Here is a 15458-nt window from a genome sequence, read left to right as displayed (position 1 = left end):
CGGCACCGCTAAACCGGCGTCTTGTAACCCTCCTCCCGCTGCGCCGCCCGCGCCTGGATCACATTCAGAATCGCACAGCCCTCACGCATCAACAGATGAACCGCGCTGGTCACCCGCGTCAGATCACAATCGGAGATGCCCTTGAGGTTAAGGCTGGCAAAGGTATCGGCCAGATCCCGCACGACCACAAACCGGTGCATCGCACAGGCGGCCATGTCGCTGAGTTCTGTATGGGTATTGATGAAGAGCACCGGCGATTCGGCGTCGTAGGTGTCGATGGGGAGGTAGCGCGGCATTACTTGGTCGGTCATAGGGTTCACTCCAAAGAGGGGTCAGGTGCTGTATTCGACCGGCCAAGATCGTTGCAGAGGTATCTGCGAACCGAGACTATAAGAGCCGCGCCCAACGGTCGCAACGAGAGCTTCTGTCGGACTTTTCGGTATTGTTTGTGCGCCGTCCGCGACTTCCACTTTTCCCACAAAAGCCCCTCACCCTAGCCCTCTCCCTGAGGGAGAAGGAACCGATTGGGGAATGCTCAGGATCTGCGCCGACGTGGTGGACCGTGTTGAATTCGAAATTGAATTCAGCAGAAAATCTCAAGGTTGCCGCATTGACTACAAACAACACGGGCAGTCCCCTCTCCTGGGGGAGAGGGCTAGGGTGAGGGGCGAGTCAACTGACACCCCGCCCCAAACATTCACACCACCAATTCCATCACCGCGGCTTGGCCAACTCCATGATCATCCGCGACAACAGATAAATCCGCGGCGCCACGCTCGCCACTTCGGCGTATTCCTCGGGCGTGTGAATATTACCGCCAACGATTCCGAAGCCATCCAGCGTCGGCGTCCCTACGCCTGCGGACAGGCTGGCATCCGCCGCGCCACCACTGCCCTCCTCGGTCAACTTGCGGCCAATCTCACCGTAAATCCCCTGAGCCATGGCCATCAGGCGATCCGACTCGGCCGTTTGCGGCATCGGCGGCAGTCCGCGCTGCAAGGACGTTTTCACTTCGGTCTCGGCAATCAACTTGTCTTGCGAGACCCGCGCCAGATCCTTCTCGATACGATCAAACTCCTCCGGCACCGCCGCGCGCACGTCAGCCTTGGCCGTGGCCTGATCAGGAATCACATTGGTGCGATCGCCGGCCTTTAGCACGGTGAAGTTGATGGTGGTTTTCTTCGCCTCATCGCCGAGCTTGCCCAGTTGCAGAATCTGGTGCGCCGCTTCCATCGCCGCGTTCCGCCCCAATTCTGGCGCGACCCCGGCGTGGGCGGCTTTGCCTTTGACTTCGACCAGCGCCGTCGCACTGCCCTTGCGCCACACCACCAGGCCATCGGCCGGGCGCCCCGGTTCGAGGTTGAGGGTGACGTCGTGCTGTTTGGCGGTTTTCTTGATCAGATCGGTAGCGACGTCCGAGCCGGTTTCTTCGCTGGCGTCGAGCAGGAAGGTGATCTGTGCGTAATCCTTGAAGTCGAGGTTCTTCAGCACTTTCAATGCGTAGATGCCGGCGACGATGCCGCCCTTGTCATCCATTACACCCGGCCCGTAGGCGCGGCCGTCCTTGATGTGGAAAGGCCGCTCGGCGGCGGAGCCTTCCTTGAACACCGTGTCCATGTGCGCCATCAGGAGGATTTTCGCCTTGCCGGTGCCTTTGAGCGTGGCCAGCACGTGGCTGGATTTTTCCGGGGTGTTCGGTACCAGCTCAATGGTTGCACCGAGTTTCTTCAGCTCATCGATGGCAATGTCGCTGACCTGTTTCAGACCCGGCTCATAACCTGAGCCGGAGTCGATATTGACCAGCCGCTCCAACAACTTCAGGGCTTCGGGCTGGTACTGCTCGGCATCGGCGAGCACTTGTTTATGCGGTTCGGCGAAGGTGCTGACGGCCGAGAACGCGAGGGACAGACCGAGACTGGCGGCCAGCAGAGAGCGGGGAAATGAGAACGTCATGAAGCAGTCCTTGTTTCGTGTCGGGGGGATTGAACCGTAACCGACATTGGCGCAAGGCTCTATAGCGGATGCGACACTCTCCAGACCGACACCGAACAAACTGTAGGAGCTGCCGAAGGCTGCGATCTTTGATTTTGATCGTTCCCACCCTCTGCGTGGAAATACAGCCCCGGACGCTCTGCGTCCCAAAAAGATCGCAGCCTTCGGCAGCTCCTACACGGGGTCAACAAACACCTGTCACACCGAATCCAGCAACGCCTGCCTCGGCTTGTTGTCGCTGTTGCAAATCACCCGATTGCGCCCACTCGCCTTGGCTTCGTACAACGCCTGATCAGCATCGTCCAGCCACCGCGTGGCATCGGCATGACTCGGGTCATACGCAGCCAGGCCAATGCTCAGACTGACCTTCAACGCCGGGTTCTGCTCATAGCCCAGCGTCGCGAAGCGTTCGCGCAAGGCTTCCATGGCCTGAGCGGCGTTGAACAGCGGCAATTCCGGCAGGATCACGCAGAATTCATCCCCGCCGTAGCGCCCGGCGACATCGGTGGCGCGCAGATTGTGCTTGAGCAGTTTGCTCAACTGGCGCAGGACGATGTCGCCAGCGACGTGGCCGTAGGTGTCGTTGATTGCCTTGAAGTGATCGATATCGATCAGCGCAATCGCCGCGCCCTGCTGCTGCCGTTTGCAGTGCTGAAACGCAAGATCCAATTGGTCCTTCCACGCGCCGTGATTGAGCAGACCGGTCAGGCTGTCGGTACGACTCAGCGCCAACAGCTCACGCTTGTGCCGGCCGAGAGTAGCGGCCTGGAGAAAGCAGATCCAGCCCAGCGCCAGCGGATACAGCAACAACAACGGCAAACAGGCGTATAGCTGCAGCGGCGTTGTTTGCGGGATGAACGCCGGGGCAAACACCACCAGGCCCACGCCCATTCCGAAAAGCTGCGCCGCCGTCCCGGCGAGTAGAAATCGCCCGCCACCGATGGCGACATTGTTCATCGCCATCATGGAAATCGTGGTTGCGCTGGGCAGCGGATTGAACTGCATGGCGGCGACCCAGAAGCCGCCCATGAATGCGTCGATCAGCAAATTGCGGTGTTCGGCGCGAAACGGCACGCTTGAGCGGCGCGCCCATTGAAACGCCAGATGCGGCCAGATCAGGCCATTGAACAGCATCAAACCCCACACCCACAGCGGCGGATCGAGGGCATACATCGCCACGCTGACGCACATGAGCCCGAGCAGCAGCCCGAACACCCGCGACCTGTACAGCCTCCTGGCCAGTGAAAGTCCCTTTCCCCGCGTATTTCCCATAAGGGCCTCGACCGCGCGCTGCAATGGTTTCACCCCGACACGGATGTGTTCGGAGTCTATCAGGGCGCCGCTAAATAGCCATCACCGGCCAGCGGCCTGAATAGAGCGCTATCAGCGCCGCACACGAAGCCCAGAGTTGGCTATAAATGAAAGAGGGGAAATGGAAAAACAACTATAAAAAGGGGGCCCATGCACACCTACCATGTGTTGATCATCGGCAGCGGTTTTGGCGGCCAGTGCGCGGCGGTCAACCTGCTCAAAGCCGGGATCGACGACTTTCGCATACTGGAGCGACGCGACTTTTTCGGCGGCACCTGGTGCCAAAACACCTACCCCGGCGCGGCGGTTGACGTGCCGTCGCCGCTGTACTCGCTGTCGTTCGCGCCCTACCGCTGGTCGCAGATGTTCGCCGAACAGGCGGAACTGCAGCGCTACACCGAACAGGTGATCGAGGAGTTTGGTTTGCGCGACCGCGTGGAGCTGCAGGCGGATGTCCAGCGCGTCGAGTGGAACGAGGCGGAAAAACACTGGACGGTGCACACCCGTGCCAAAGGCATCTTTCACACGCAGTTCCTGATCAACGCCTCCGGGCCGTTAAGTCAGCCGGTCATCCCACACTTCCCCGGGATGGATCGCTTTCAAGGCAAGACTTTTCACACAAACCATTGGGATCACAGCTACGACTATCGCGGTAAACGCGTGGCGATTGTCGGCAGCGGTGCCAGCGCGGCGCAGGTGATTCCGGCAATTGCACCCCAGGTCGAACATCTGCATGTGTTTCAGCGCACGCCGCATTGGGTGCTGCCACGTGCCGATCGCAAGTTCGGCCGGATCCAGCGCTGCCTGCTCGGTTTGAAACCGGCGTACAAGCTGCTGCGCTGGCTGATCTACTGGCAATTCGAAACCCGGGTGATCGCCTTCAAATACTCGAAACCGGCGATTCACTTGGTCCAGCAACATGCGCTGCGGTTCCTCAAGCGCCAGGTTCCAGACCCGGTGCTGCGGCAGCAACTCACCCCGGACTTCACCATCGGCTGCAAACGCGTTTTGGTGTCCAGCACGTACTACCCGGCGCTGAGCCGCGCCAACGTCACGTTGCACAGTCGCGAGCACGGCATCGCTTCGATCGACGAAAGCGGGATCAACACCGTGGACGGTGAGCATGTCGATGTTGATCTGATCGTCTGGTCGACCGGTTACGACGCCACCGATGGGGTGATTTCCTACCCGGTCAGCGGCAAAAACGCGGTGCAACTCAGAGATGTCTGGGCCGAATACCCGCGTGCGTACCTCGGCACCAGCCTGCCGGATTTCCCCAACCTGTTTATCGTCACCGGACCGAACACCGGCATTGGCCACACCTCGGCGCTGTTCATCATCGAGTCGCAGATGAACTACATCCTCGACTGCATCCGCACCGTGCAGGCCAAAGGCCTGCGCAGCATTGAAGTGCGCCATGACGCGGAACGTACCTACACTGCAATGATCCACCGGGAAATGCAGCGCACCGTGTGGAAGTCCGGCGGTTGCCACAGTTGGTACCAGAGCAAGAGCGGTCATGTGATCGCGATGTTCCCCGGCTTCAGTTTCAGCTATCACCTGCTGACCCGAGCGCTGAAACCGGCCGACCATATTTTGTCCTGAACACGTAAAAGGAAGACGTCGATGCTTTTGCTGTTTGTCGCACTCGCGGTTTTTGTGGCCTGGAGCTGGTTGACTTACCCGGCGGTCGGCCATTGGCTGTACGACCTGACCATGGCCAGCGAGGCCAGGTTGTACAAACTGCACAAGATCGAAGTGCCGATCGCCGAAATGACTGTGTCGACCTGGCAAGGCGGGCCGTACGAGGCGTCCAGCGCGATTCTGATGCTGCACGGCTTCAGCGCCGACAAAAACCTCTGGCTGCGCTGCGCCCGGCATTTCGTCCGCCAGTATCGGGTGATCATTCCGGATCTGGCAGGCCACGGCGAGACCGGCTTCAAGGCTGGGGGCGGTTATGACATCGCGGTTCAGGCCAAACGCATGATTCAGTTGCTCGACGTCTGCGGCGTGGAGAAGGTCCATGTCATCGGCAACTCCATGGGCGGCTACATCGCCGCGTGGCTGGCGGCGACCTATCCCGAGCGGATCGTCTCGCTGGCCTTGATCGACCCGGCCGGCGTCACCGCACCGGAGCCGAGCGACATGGAGCGCCATCTGGCGCGCGGGCATAATCCGTTCCTGATCAACTCCCGCGAAGAATTTCAGCGTTTCTACGCGATGACCATGGAGTCGCCGCCGTGGGTACCGAAGCTGGTGCTGGACGCCGTCGCCCAGCGCTATGAGCAACAACGTGACGAGCTCGAAGAAATCTTCCGCGACTTCCGCGCCAGCCCGCCGATGGAGCCGAAACTGGCCGAGATCAAATGCCCGGCGCTGCTGCTTTGGGGGCGCAAGGATCGCCTGATCGACGTCAGCAGCGTGCCGGTGTGGAGCAAAGGCATCGCCAATCTCGAAGTGGATGTGTGGGATCACGTCGGGCACATGCCGATGGTCGAGCAGCCGGGAAATACCGCGCGGCTGTACGGGGAATTTCTGGAACGACAGCGATGAACATCCTTTACGACGAACGCCTCGACGGCGCCCTGTCCGAGGTGAACAAGGCCGAATTGCTCAAGGCTCTGCAACACGCCCTGCCTGACCTGGACATCCTCTGGCGCGAGGATGAACTCAAACCCTACGAATGCGACGGCCTCTCCGCTTACCGCACCACACCGATGCTGGTGGCCCTGCCCCGGCGTCTGGAGCAAGTGCAAACCCTGCTGAAACTCTGCCATCAGAACAACGTGCCCGTGGTTGCGCGGGGTGCCGGCACTGGATTATCCGGCGGCGCTCTGCCACTGGAAAAAGGCCTGCTGCTGGTGATGGCGCGGTTCAACAACATCCTGCATATCGACCCGGCCGCCCGTATCGCGCGGGTTCAGCCGGGTGTGCGCAACCTCGCCATCTCCCAAGCGGTGGCCCCGTTCGGCTTGTATTACGCGCCGGATCCGTCATCGCAGATTGCCTGTTCGATTGGCGGCAACGTCGCGGAAAACGCCGGTGGCGTGCACTGCCTCAAGTACGGCCTGACGGTGCACAACGTGCTGAAAATCGAAGTGCTGACCATCGAGGGCGAACGTCTGACGCTGGGCTCCGAGGCACTCGATTCCGCCGGTTTTGACTTGCTCGCGTTGTTCACCGGCTCCGAAGGTCTGCTGGGGATCATCACCGAAGTCACCGTGAAGCTATTGCCCAAACCGCAAGTCGCCAAGGTCTTGCTCGGCAGTTTCGATTCAGTGGAAAAGGCCGGCCGCGCGGTCGCCGAAATCATCGCCGCCGGGATCATTCCGGGCGGTCTGGAAATGATGGACAACGTCGCCATCCGCGCCGCCGAAGACTTTATCCACGCCGGTTACCCGGTCGAGGCCGAGGCGATTCTGCTGTGCGAACTGGACGGCGTCGAAGCTGACGTGCACGACGATTGCCAGCGCGTGCGCGAAGTGATGACAGCAGCCGGGGCCACTGAGGTGCGCCAGGCTCAGGACGAGGCCGAACGCGTGCGGTTCTGGGCCGGGCGCAAAAATGCCTTTCCGGCGATTGGTCGGTTGTCGCCGGATTATTACTGCATGGACGGCACTATCCCGCGCCGCGAATTGCCCGCTGTGCTGCAAGGTATCGCCAGCCTCGGCGAGGAATATGGCTTGCGCGTGGCCAACGTGTTCCACGCCGGTGACGGCAACATGCACCCGCTGATTCTGTTCGATGCCAACCAGCCGGGCGAGCTGCATCGCGCCGAGGCGTTGGGCGGCAAGATTCTCGAACTGTGCGTGAAGGTCGGCGGCAGTATCACCGGCGAACACGGCGTCGGGCGCGAGAAAATCAATCAGATGTGCGCACAGTTCAACAGCGACGAGTTGCTGCTGTTTCACGCGGTCAAAGCTGCGTTCGATCCGCAGGGCCTGCTCAACCCCGGCAAGAACATCCCGACCCTGCACCGCTGCGCCGAATTTGGCGCCATGCACATCCACGCCGGGCAACTGCCCTTCCCCGAGCTGGAGCGCTTCTGATGGCTGATTTCGATGCTGCCGGTGCCCTGCTCGATCAGGTCAACGCCGCGCGGGCCAATGCCACGCCGCTGAAGATTCAGGGCGGCAACAGCAAGGCGTTTCTTGGTCGCGAGGTGGCCGGTGAAGTGCTCGACACCCGCGCCCATCGCGGCATCGTCCAGTACGACCCGACGGAACTGGTGGTCACGGTGCGCGCCGGCACGCCATTGTCCGAGATGCTCGCGGCGCTGGATGACGCCGGGCAAATGTTGCCCTGCGAACCGCCGTCCTTCGCTGACAGCGCCACGGTCGGCGGCATGGTCGCCGCAGGACTGTCCGGGTCGCGCCGGCCTTGGTCCGGTTCGGTGCGCGATTTCGTCCTCGGCGCGCGGGTGATCACCGGTCTTGGTCAGCATTTGCGCTTCGGTGGCGAAGTGATGAAAAACGTCGCCGGTTATGACCTGTCGCGGCTCATGGCCGGCAGTTTCGGCTGCCTCGGCGTGCTCACCGAAGTGTCGCTGAAAGTCCTGCCGAAACCACGCCAGTGCCTGAGCATTCGCCTCGACATCGATTGTGTCCGCGCCTTGAGCAAACTTGCCGAGTGGGGCCAGCAACCGCTGCCGATCAGCGCCGCGTGCCACGATGGTCAGAGCCTGTATCTGCGTCTGGAAGGCGGCGAAGGTTCGGTGACGGCGGCGCATCAACGCCTGGGTGGCGAGCCGCTGGACTCGGTTTTCTGGCGCGACCTCAACGAGCAGCGCCTGAGTTTTTTCGACGAAGGCTTGCCGCTATGGCGACTGTCATTGCCGAACAACCTCGGCCCGCTCGAACTGCCCGGCGAGCAACTGATCGACTGGGCCGGTGCGCAACGCTGGGTGAAATCCGATAGCACTGAGATTCATGCCCTCGCCCATTCCTTGGGCGGCCATGCAACGTGCTTTACCCACGGCGCCACCGATTCGCCGTTCCAACCCTTGGCGCCAACCCTGCTGCGCTACCACCGGCAACTCAAGGCGCAACTCGACCCGCAAGGGCTGTTCAACCCCGGGCGAATGTACGCGGAGGTCTAGCCATGCAAACCACCCTCAGCGAGCAATCGCGGCAACTGCCCCGCGCCGCCGAAGCGGAAAAGATCCTGCGCACCTGCGTGCATTGCGGCTTCTGCAACGCGACGTGCCCGACGTACCAATTGCTCGGCGATGAACTCGACGGCCCGCGCGGGCGTATTTATCTGATCAAGCAAGTGCTGGAAGGCGCACCGGCCACGCAGCAGACACAACTGCATCTGGATCGTTGCCTGTCGTGCCGCAACTGCGAAACCACCTGTCCGTCCGGGGTCGATTATCACAACCTGCTCGACATCGGCCGCGCGGTGGTTGATGACGCGGTGCCGCGCCCGGTTGCCCAGCGCTTGCTGCGCGAAAGCTTGCGCGCGCTGGCGCCGAATCCGGGTTTGTTCAAGGGTTTGCTGCGAATGGGCGCGACCTTCCGACCGCTGCTGCCGCGTCTGCTGGAAAGCAAACTGCCGCAGCGCTTGGGTGTTATGGGGACGCGCCCTGCTCCTCGGCATGCGCGCCGGGTGTTGTTGCTCGAAGGTTGCGTGCAACCGGGTCTGTCGCCGAACACCAATGACGCGACGGCGCGAGTCCTCGATCGCTTGGGCATCAGCGTGACGCCGGTGAGCGAGGCCGGTTGCTGCGGCGCGCTCGACTATCACCTCGACGCCCAGACCAAAGGCCTCGACCGCGCTCGGCAGAACATCGATGCCTGGTGGCCGCAACTGCAGAACGGCGCCGAAGCCATCGTGCAAACGGCCAGCGGTTGTGGCGCGTTCATCAAGGATTACGGGCATTTGCTGGCGGGCGATCCTGTGTATGCCGACAAGGCTCGGCGGATCAGTGAAATGACCCGGGATCTGGTGCAAGTCATCGCGGCGGAACCACTGGAACAGGTTTGCGCCGCCAGCGAACGGCGCATCGCCGTGCATTGCCCTTGCACTTTGCAGCACGCACTGAAACTCGGCGGCGCGGTGGAAGCAGTGCTGAACCGACTCGGTTTCAACCTTACACCGGTGCCGGACGGCCATTTGTGCTGTGGCTCGGCGGGCACATACTCGCTGACCCAACCCGTGCTGGCGCGGCAATTGCGAGACCAGCGACTCAACGCTCTGGAAAGCGGCCGGCCTGAGTTGATCGTCACTTCCAACGTGGGCTGCCAGAGTCATCTGGCCAGCGCCGGGCGCACACCCGTGAGGCATTGGATCGAGCTGGTGGATCAGTCGTTGGCAGAATGAAGTTCGTAGGATTCTTCGTTTGCCCGCGTGGGCGAAGGCTGCGATCTTTTCCGGCATCCATTCCGTGACCGTGGCAGGAATTTTTTTCATGACCGTGCAGCCGTTCGTCAGCCCCGATTTGATCCGCCAGCGCTTCTCCCGAGCGATGTCCGACATGTACCGCGAAGAGGTGCCGCTGTACGGCGCGTTGATGAAACTGGTAGAGAACACCAACCGCGACGTGCTGGCACGTCAGCCTGAGATTGCCGGGCACCTCAGGCGCACCGGCGAAATCGAGCGGCTGGACATGGAACGCCACGGTGCCATTCGCGTCGGCACTGCGAGCGAACTGGCCACCCTCGCCCGCTTGTTCGCGGTGATGGGCATGCAACCGGTGGGTTATTACGACCTGACCCCGGCGGGCGTGCCGGTGCATTCAACGGCGTTTCGCGCGGTGCATGAAGAGGCGCTGCAGGTCAGCCCGTTTCGCGTGTTCACCTCGTTGCTGCGCCTGGAGCTGATTGAAGACCCTGAACTGCGTTCGTTTGCCGGGTCGGTGTTGGCCCGTCGTTCGATCTTTACCGACTCCGCGTTGCGGCTGATCGATCAGGCCGAAACGGCAGGCGGACTGAATGACGACGAAGCCGCAGAATTCGTCCGACAGGCACTGGAGACTTTTCGCTGGCACCACAGCGCCACCGTCACTGGCGCGCAGTATCAAAAACTCAGCGCCCAGCACCGTTTGGTCGCCGACGTCGTTGCGTTCAAAGGCCCGCACATCAATCATCTGACCCCGCGCACGCTGGACATCGACACCGTGCAGGAGCAGATGCCTGCCCATGGCATCACACCTAAAGCGGTGATTGAAGGCCCACCGCGCCGCAAGTGCCCGATCCTGCTGCGCCAGACCAGCTTCAAGGCGCTGGACGAGCCGATCGCCTTCACCGATCAGCCCGAAACCCGTGGCAGCCACAGCGCGCGTTTCGGCGAAATCGAACAACGCGGCGCTGCACTGACGCCGAAGGGGCGCGCGCTGTATGACCGCCTGCTGAATTCCGCTCGCGATGAACTGGGCGACTTCCCTAACGAAGCCAATGCCGCACGCTACGACGCGCTGATGACGCAGCACTTTGCCGAATTTCCTGACAGCATCGAGGGCATGCGCGAACAGGGGTTGGCGTACTTTCGTTATTTCGCTACGGAAAAGGGCTTGGCCGCTGAAGGACTTGGTGAGTCGTCCCTGGAGGACTTGCTGCGCGATGGCTATGTGAAAGCGGAGCCGCTGGTGTACGAAGATTTCCTGCCGGTGAGCGCAGCGGGGATTTTTCAGTCAAATCTCGGCGATTCTGCGCAGGCGCATTACGCCGAACATTCCAATCGCCAGGCATTCGAACAGGCGCTGGGGCGTTCGACTATTGATGAGCTGGACTTGTATGCAGAGACGCAATGGCGGTCGATTGAGGAATGTGCCGAGGTGCTGCGTTTCAACCTAACCTGACTTTGCTAACTACCCCGCCGATCCCCTGTAGGAGTGAGCCTGCTCGCGACAGCGGTCTATCAGTCGCCAATGATTCGCCTGAACAGCCGCCTTCGCGAGCAAGCTCGCTCCCACAGGTTTCGCGGATGAACACGAATTCGGGGCAACACACAAATCCCCTGTAGGAGTGAGCCTGCTCGCGATAGCGGTGTGTCAGTCGCCGAAGATTTGCCTGAACGGACGCCTTCGCGAGCAAGCTCGCTCCCACAGGTTTCGCGGATGAACACGAATTCGGGGCAACACACAAATCCCCTGTAGGAGTGAGCCTGCTCGCGATAGCGATGTATCAGTCGCCGAAGATTTGCCTGAACGGACGCCTTCGCGAGCAAGCTCGCTCCCACAGGTTTCGCGGATGAACACGAATTCGGGGCAACCCACAAATCCCCTGTAGGAGTGAGCCTGCTCGCGATAGCGGTGTGTCAGTCGCCGAAGATTTGCCTGAACGGACGCCTTCGCGAGCAGGCTCGCTCCCACAGGTTTCGCGGATGAACTCAGCTCTCAGGCAATCCATAAATCCTTGTGGGAGCGAGCCTGCTCGCGAAGCAGACACCTCGGTCCCGGCAAATACCCAACTGCGCAAGAAGTTGCGCAGTAGATCGTAATATTTCACAGGCAAAATGGCCTGCAGCCCACGCAGTGCGAGGCCTGCAGCCAAGTGCGCAAGAAGTTGCGCAGTACTGCGCAACTTCTTGCGCACTTTCTCCTGATTATTCCGCTGAAAATCGCCCCGGATGATCACCAACGACCGTGGTGCCCCCACCACCCGGGCACTTCACAAAACCTGGCACGCTCTTTGATAACAGTTCAGCCACCCACCGGGCGATTTCGCCTCCGGGCATCCTCAATTTATCCGCAAGGAGAGCACCCCATGGCAACACCAGCGTACATGTCGGTTACCGGCGAAAAACAAGGCCTGATCACTGCCGGCGCGTTCACCGCCGACTCCGTTGGCAACACCTACCAGGAAGGCCACGAAGACCAGGTCATGGTTCAGGCGTTCACCCACGACGTGATCATCCCGCGTGACCCGCAATCCGGTCAGCCAACCGGTCAGCGCGTACACAAGCCAGTTGTGATCACCAAGGTCTACGACAAGGCTTCGCCACTGCTGCAAGCAGCACTGACTTCCGGCGAGCGCATGAGCGAAATCGTTATCCAGTGGTACCGCACTTCGGCTCAAGGCACCCAAGAGCACTACTACACCACCAAACTGGAAGACGCGATCATCGTCGCCATCAACAACAAAATGCACAACTGCCAGGATCCAGGCAACGCGCACTTCACCCACCTGGAAGAAGTGCAGTTCACCTACCGCAAAATCACCTGGACCCACGAAGTATCCGGTACTTCGGGTTCCGATGACTGGCGTGCTCCAGTCGTTTAATTACGGCTGACCGTTACACGCATCGGCCAGCTCTGCTGGTCGATGTTGTTTACGCCCCTCCAGAATTTCGCGTACGTTGAGTCGCTTTTTTTGCGGCCGTCGACGAGCGCCGCTGTACAGCACGAGGAACAAGGGATGTTCGCGCCGGCCAATGAAACCCACTTTGCCCTGACCATCGAAGGGCTTTCCGCCGACTTTCAGGTGTTTACCCTCACCGGCCGGGAAGCCATCAGCCAGCCTTTTGTCTTTGAGGTGGAGCTGGTCAGTGAGCAGCCGTCGCTGGACCTCGAAACCCTGCTGCACAAACCGGCCTTTCTGCAGCTGTCGCCTGACGGCAGCGGCATTCATGGGCAGATCTACCGCGCCGCGCAAGGCGATTCCGGCAAGCGCCTGACGCGTTATTCGGTGACCCTGCGCCCGCAACTGGCGTACCTGGCGCACCGCATCAACCAGCGCATCTTCCAGAACCTCAGCGTGCCGAAAATCATCGGCATGGTGCTCGAAGAGCACGGCATTCAAAGCAATGCCTACGAATTCAAGACCGGCTCGATCTATCCCGAGCGCATCTACTGCGTGCAATACGACGAGTCGGACCTGCACTTCATCCAGCGCCTGTGCGAAGAGGAAGGTATTCACTACCACTTCCAGCACACCACAACAGGCCACAAACTGCTGTTCGGCGATGACCAGACGGTGTTCCCGAAACTTGCGCCCGTGCCCTATCAGCAAGACTCCGGCATGGTCGCCAGCAACCCGGTGATCAAGCGTTTCGACCTGCGCCTGGAAACCCGCACCAGCCGCACCACCCGCCGCGACTACGACTTCGAAAAACCGCGCCTGACCCTGGAAAGCGAAAACCGTGGCGACGCCCTGCCCGACCTCGAAGACTACGATTACCCGGGCCGCTTCATCGACCGCGAGCGCGGCAAACACCTGGCCAAACGCGCCCTCGAACGCCACCGCAGCGACTTTCAACTGGCCGAAGGCAAAAGCGATCAGCCGTTGCTGGTCAGCGGCCATTTCCTCGCCCTGACCGAACACCCGAAAGCGAAGTGGAACGACCTCTGGCTGCTCACCGAAGTCCTGCACGAAGGCAAGCAGCCGCAGGTGCTCGAAGAGTCGGTGACCAGCGACACCACGGCGCTGAAAGACGATTTCCATCAGGGCTATCGCAACCGTTTCCAGGCCACGCCGTGGGACGTGCCCAACCGCCCGCCGCTGCGCCATCCGAAACCGCGCATCCTCGGCAGCCAGAGCGCAGTCGTCACCGGCCCCAAAGGTGAAGAAATCCACTGCGACGAGTACGGCCGGGTCAAAGTCCAGTTCCACTGGGACCGCGAAGGTCAGGCCGACGACAAGACCAGCTGCTGGCTGCGCGTCTCATCCGCCTGGGCCGGCGCCCAATACGGCGGCATCGCCATCCCGCGCATCGGCATGGAAGTGCTGGTCACGTTCCTTGAAGGCGACCCCGATCAACCGCTGATCAGCGGCTGCCTGTATCACAAGGAAAACACCGTCCCCTATCCACTGCCGGCGAACAAGACCCGCAGCACCTTCAAGACCCTGAGTTCCATGGGTGGCGGCGGCTACAACGAACTGCGCATCGAAGACAAAAAAGGCCAGGAACAGATCTACCTGCACGCCCAGCGCGACTGGGATGAAAACATCGAGCACGACCAGAAGATCCGCGTCGGCAACGAACGCCACGACACCGTCGAACAGAACAGCTACAGCGAATTCAAGGCCGAAGAACACCACACCGTCTACGCCGACCGAAAAGTCGAAACCCGCGCCAACGACCACCTCACCGTCGGCGTCAATCAGCACATCAAGATCGGCACCGGCCAGTTCATCGACGCCGGCCAGGAAATCCACCTGAGCAGCGGCATGAAAGTGGTGATGGAGGCTGGTGCGGAACTCACGCTGGTCGGCGGCGGCAGTTTTATCAAGATCGACGCCGGCGGCGTGACCCTGAGCGGGCCGGTGATCAACATGAACTCCGGTGGTAGTCCTGGCAGCGGGACGGGTGCTGCGCCGCTGATGCCCGGTGTGTTGAAACAGGCGGATGCGGACAAGGCTGGCCAGGTCCTGACCCCGGCGCAGATCAACACCCTAAAACGTAACGCGCCGTTCTGTGAAGAATGCGAAAAATGCAAGGCAGGTGCCTGTGCCATCTGAACGAATCACCCCCAAGGACTGGCTGGCGCAACAGCCACTGCAAAGCGGCGAGCGCCTGTACCTGATCATCAGCGCCGCCAGCGACGCCGACGCACTGAAAACCCTGTACCTCACTGAACCCACCGCCCAGCTCCTGCCGATCTGGGGCGGCACGCCCTACTCCACCTGGCAACCGGTGATGCCCTACCTCACCGAACTCAAAGCCAACTCCGCCTTCCTGGCCTGGATAGCCGAAACCGATGCGCGGGACTGGGGCTGGCTGGCGGTATCGCGTTCAACGCCGAACGAAGTGTTCGAACATCTGCGCAGCCTGACGCAGGTGAAAATGCCGGATGGCACTCAAGTGTTTTTCCGGTTTTGGGATGGGCGGCATATTTATCCGATTCTGCGGGGTCTGGGGGAAACGGCTGGGGAAGTGCTGCCGGTGTTCGAGCGGTATCTGATCAATGGGCAGGCGCTGGAAGTGGGCACGCGGGTGGTGCCGAAGGTGCGGGACTGGCCGTGGTGGGAGGTGCCGAAGGGGTTGTTGGAGGGGTTGATGGCAGAAAATCCATCCACCGTTATCGGCAACATGCTGCAGTGGTTGCAGGAGGAACACGCCGATCTGTATTTCTCCTTTCCCGAATCGAACCTGAAACAAAAAGTGGCGCGCTTTGTTAACCGCACGCCACTCACGGAAGAAAACTTTACCGGGCTGTTGAAGGCCTACCTGGAAAAAGAGGTGGTGGTATGAGCGTTTTAATGGGCGGGATCGTT

General features: G+C 61.0%; 12 protein-coding genes. 9 read left to right on the top strand and 3 right to left on the bottom strand.

The window, feature by feature from the left end; genetic code table 11:
• Positions 1-8: 8 nt before the first annotated feature.
• From AC0Z4S_RS00060 to AC0Z4S_RS00050, 3 genes are all read right to left on the bottom strand, one after another.
• A complete protein-coding gene (locus AC0Z4S_RS00060; protein WP_016774122.1) occupies positions 9-311 on the bottom strand; it encodes a hypothetical protein in 303 nt (100 codons plus the stop codon).
• Between the two features lie 403 nt (positions 312-714).
• On the bottom strand, positions 715-1953 hold the full coding sequence (locus tag AC0Z4S_RS00055) for a M20/M25/M40 family metallo-hydrolase (RefSeq protein ID WP_485621557.1): 1239 nt from the start codon (positions 1951-1953) through the stop codon (positions 715-717).
• 237 nt (positions 1954-2190) lie between these two features.
• A complete protein-coding gene (locus AC0Z4S_RS00050; protein WP_485621556.1) occupies positions 2191-3264 on the bottom strand; it encodes a diguanylate cyclase in 1074 nt (357 codons plus the stop codon).
• Between the two features lie 189 nt (positions 3265-3453).
• On the opposite strand from AC0Z4S_RS00050, the gene AC0Z4S_RS00045 reads away from it, so the two are divergent.
• From AC0Z4S_RS00045 to AC0Z4S_RS00005, 9 genes are all read left to right on the top strand, one after another.
• Positions 3454-4908: a flavin-containing monooxygenase gene (locus AC0Z4S_RS00045; protein WP_485621555.1), complete on the top strand. Its 1455-nt coding sequence runs from the start codon at positions 3454-3456 to the stop codon at positions 4906-4908.
• A 21-nt stretch (positions 4909-4929) separates the two neighbouring features.
• A complete protein-coding gene (locus AC0Z4S_RS00040; RefSeq protein ID WP_485621554.1) occupies positions 4930-5856 on the top strand; it encodes an alpha/beta fold hydrolase in 927 nt (308 codons plus the stop codon).
• Positions 5853-7352: a glycolate oxidase subunit GlcD gene (gene glcD / locus AC0Z4S_RS00035; RefSeq protein WP_485621553.1), complete on the top strand. Its 1500-nt coding sequence runs from the start codon at positions 5853-5855 to the stop codon at positions 7350-7352. The genes AC0Z4S_RS00040 and glcD overlap by 4 nt, the downstream gene beginning before the upstream one ends.
• The gene (glcE, locus tag AC0Z4S_RS00030; RefSeq protein WP_485621552.1) at positions 7352-8401 is read left to right on the top strand and encodes a glycolate oxidase subunit GlcE; all 1050 of its coding nucleotides are present in this window, start codon (positions 7352-7354) and stop codon (positions 8399-8401) included. The genes glcD and glcE overlap by 1 nt, the downstream gene beginning before the upstream one ends.
• Before the next feature lie 2 nt (positions 8402-8403).
• Positions 8404-9624: a glycolate oxidase subunit GlcF gene (gene glcF / locus AC0Z4S_RS00025; protein WP_485621551.1), complete on the top strand. Its 1221-nt coding sequence runs from the start codon at positions 8404-8406 to the stop codon at positions 9622-9624.
• An 88-nt stretch (positions 9625-9712) separates the two neighbouring features.
• Positions 9713-11101, top strand: coding sequence for a 2-oxoadipate dioxygenase/decarboxylase HglS (hglS, locus tag AC0Z4S_RS00020; protein WP_485621550.1), 1389 nt, complete (start codon positions 9713-9715; stop codon positions 11099-11101).
• A 907-nt stretch (positions 11102-12008) separates the two neighbouring features.
• Positions 12009-12524: an Hcp family type VI secretion system effector gene (locus AC0Z4S_RS00015; protein ID WP_007949952.1), complete on the top strand. Its 516-nt coding sequence runs from the start codon at positions 12009-12011 to the stop codon at positions 12522-12524.
• A gap of 135 nt (positions 12525-12659) precedes the next feature.
• Entirely contained in the window at positions 12660-14702 is a 2043-nt protein-coding gene (locus AC0Z4S_RS00010; RefSeq protein WP_485621549.1) for a type VI secretion system Vgr family protein, read from the top strand.
• A complete protein-coding gene (locus tag AC0Z4S_RS00005; protein ID WP_485621548.1) occupies positions 14692-15435 on the top strand; it encodes a DUF4123 domain-containing protein in 744 nt (247 codons plus the stop codon). Before AC0Z4S_RS00010 ends, AC0Z4S_RS00005 begins: the two co-directional genes overlap by 11 nt.
• Positions 15436-15458: the final 23 nt, after the last annotated feature.

This window comes from Pseudomonas sp. 1L-B-1-E-C1, from assembly GCF_057291835.1.
The sequence above is the reverse complement of the archived record's forward strand: the minus strand, read 5'-3'. Positions and strand labels throughout refer to the sequence as shown.

Excerpts from the sequence above, each read along its gene's own strand:
- AC0Z4S_RS00060 (WP_016774122.1), bottom strand. The coding sequence starts at position 311 with ATGACCGACCAAGTAATGCCGCGCTACCTCCCCATCGACACCTACGAC.
- AC0Z4S_RS00050 (WP_485621556.1), bottom strand. The coding sequence starts at position 3,264 with ATGGGAAATACGCGGGGAAAGGGACTTTCACTGGCCAGGAGGCTGTAC.
- glcF (WP_485621551.1), top strand. The coding sequence starts at position 8,404 with ATGCAAACCACCCTCAGCGAGCAATCGCGGCAACTGCCCCGCGCCGCC.
- AC0Z4S_RS00010 (WP_485621549.1), top strand. The coding sequence starts at position 12,660 with ATGTTCGCGCCGGCCAATGAAACCCACTTTGCCCTGACCATCGAAGGG.
- hglS (WP_485621550.1), top strand. The coding sequence starts at position 9,713 with ATGACCGTGCAGCCGTTCGTCAGCCCCGATTTGATCCGCCAGCGCTTC.
- AC0Z4S_RS00055 (WP_485621557.1), bottom strand. The coding sequence starts at position 1,953 with ATGACGTTCTCATTTCCCCGCTCTCTGCTGGCCGCCAGTCTCGGTCTG.
- AC0Z4S_RS00040 (WP_485621554.1), top strand. The coding sequence starts at position 4,930 with ATGCTTTTGCTGTTTGTCGCACTCGCGGTTTTTGTGGCCTGGAGCTGG.
- AC0Z4S_RS00045 (WP_485621555.1), top strand. The coding sequence starts at position 3,454 with ATGCACACCTACCATGTGTTGATCATCGGCAGCGGTTTTGGCGGCCAG.
- glcE (WP_485621552.1), top strand. The coding sequence starts at position 7,352 with ATGGCTGATTTCGATGCTGCCGGTGCCCTGCTCGATCAGGTCAACGCC.
- AC0Z4S_RS00015 (WP_007949952.1), top strand. The coding sequence starts at position 12,009 with ATGGCAACACCAGCGTACATGTCGGTTACCGGCGAAAAACAAGGCCTG.
- glcD (WP_485621553.1), top strand. The coding sequence starts at position 5,853 with ATGAACATCCTTTACGACGAACGCCTCGACGGCGCCCTGTCCGAGGTG.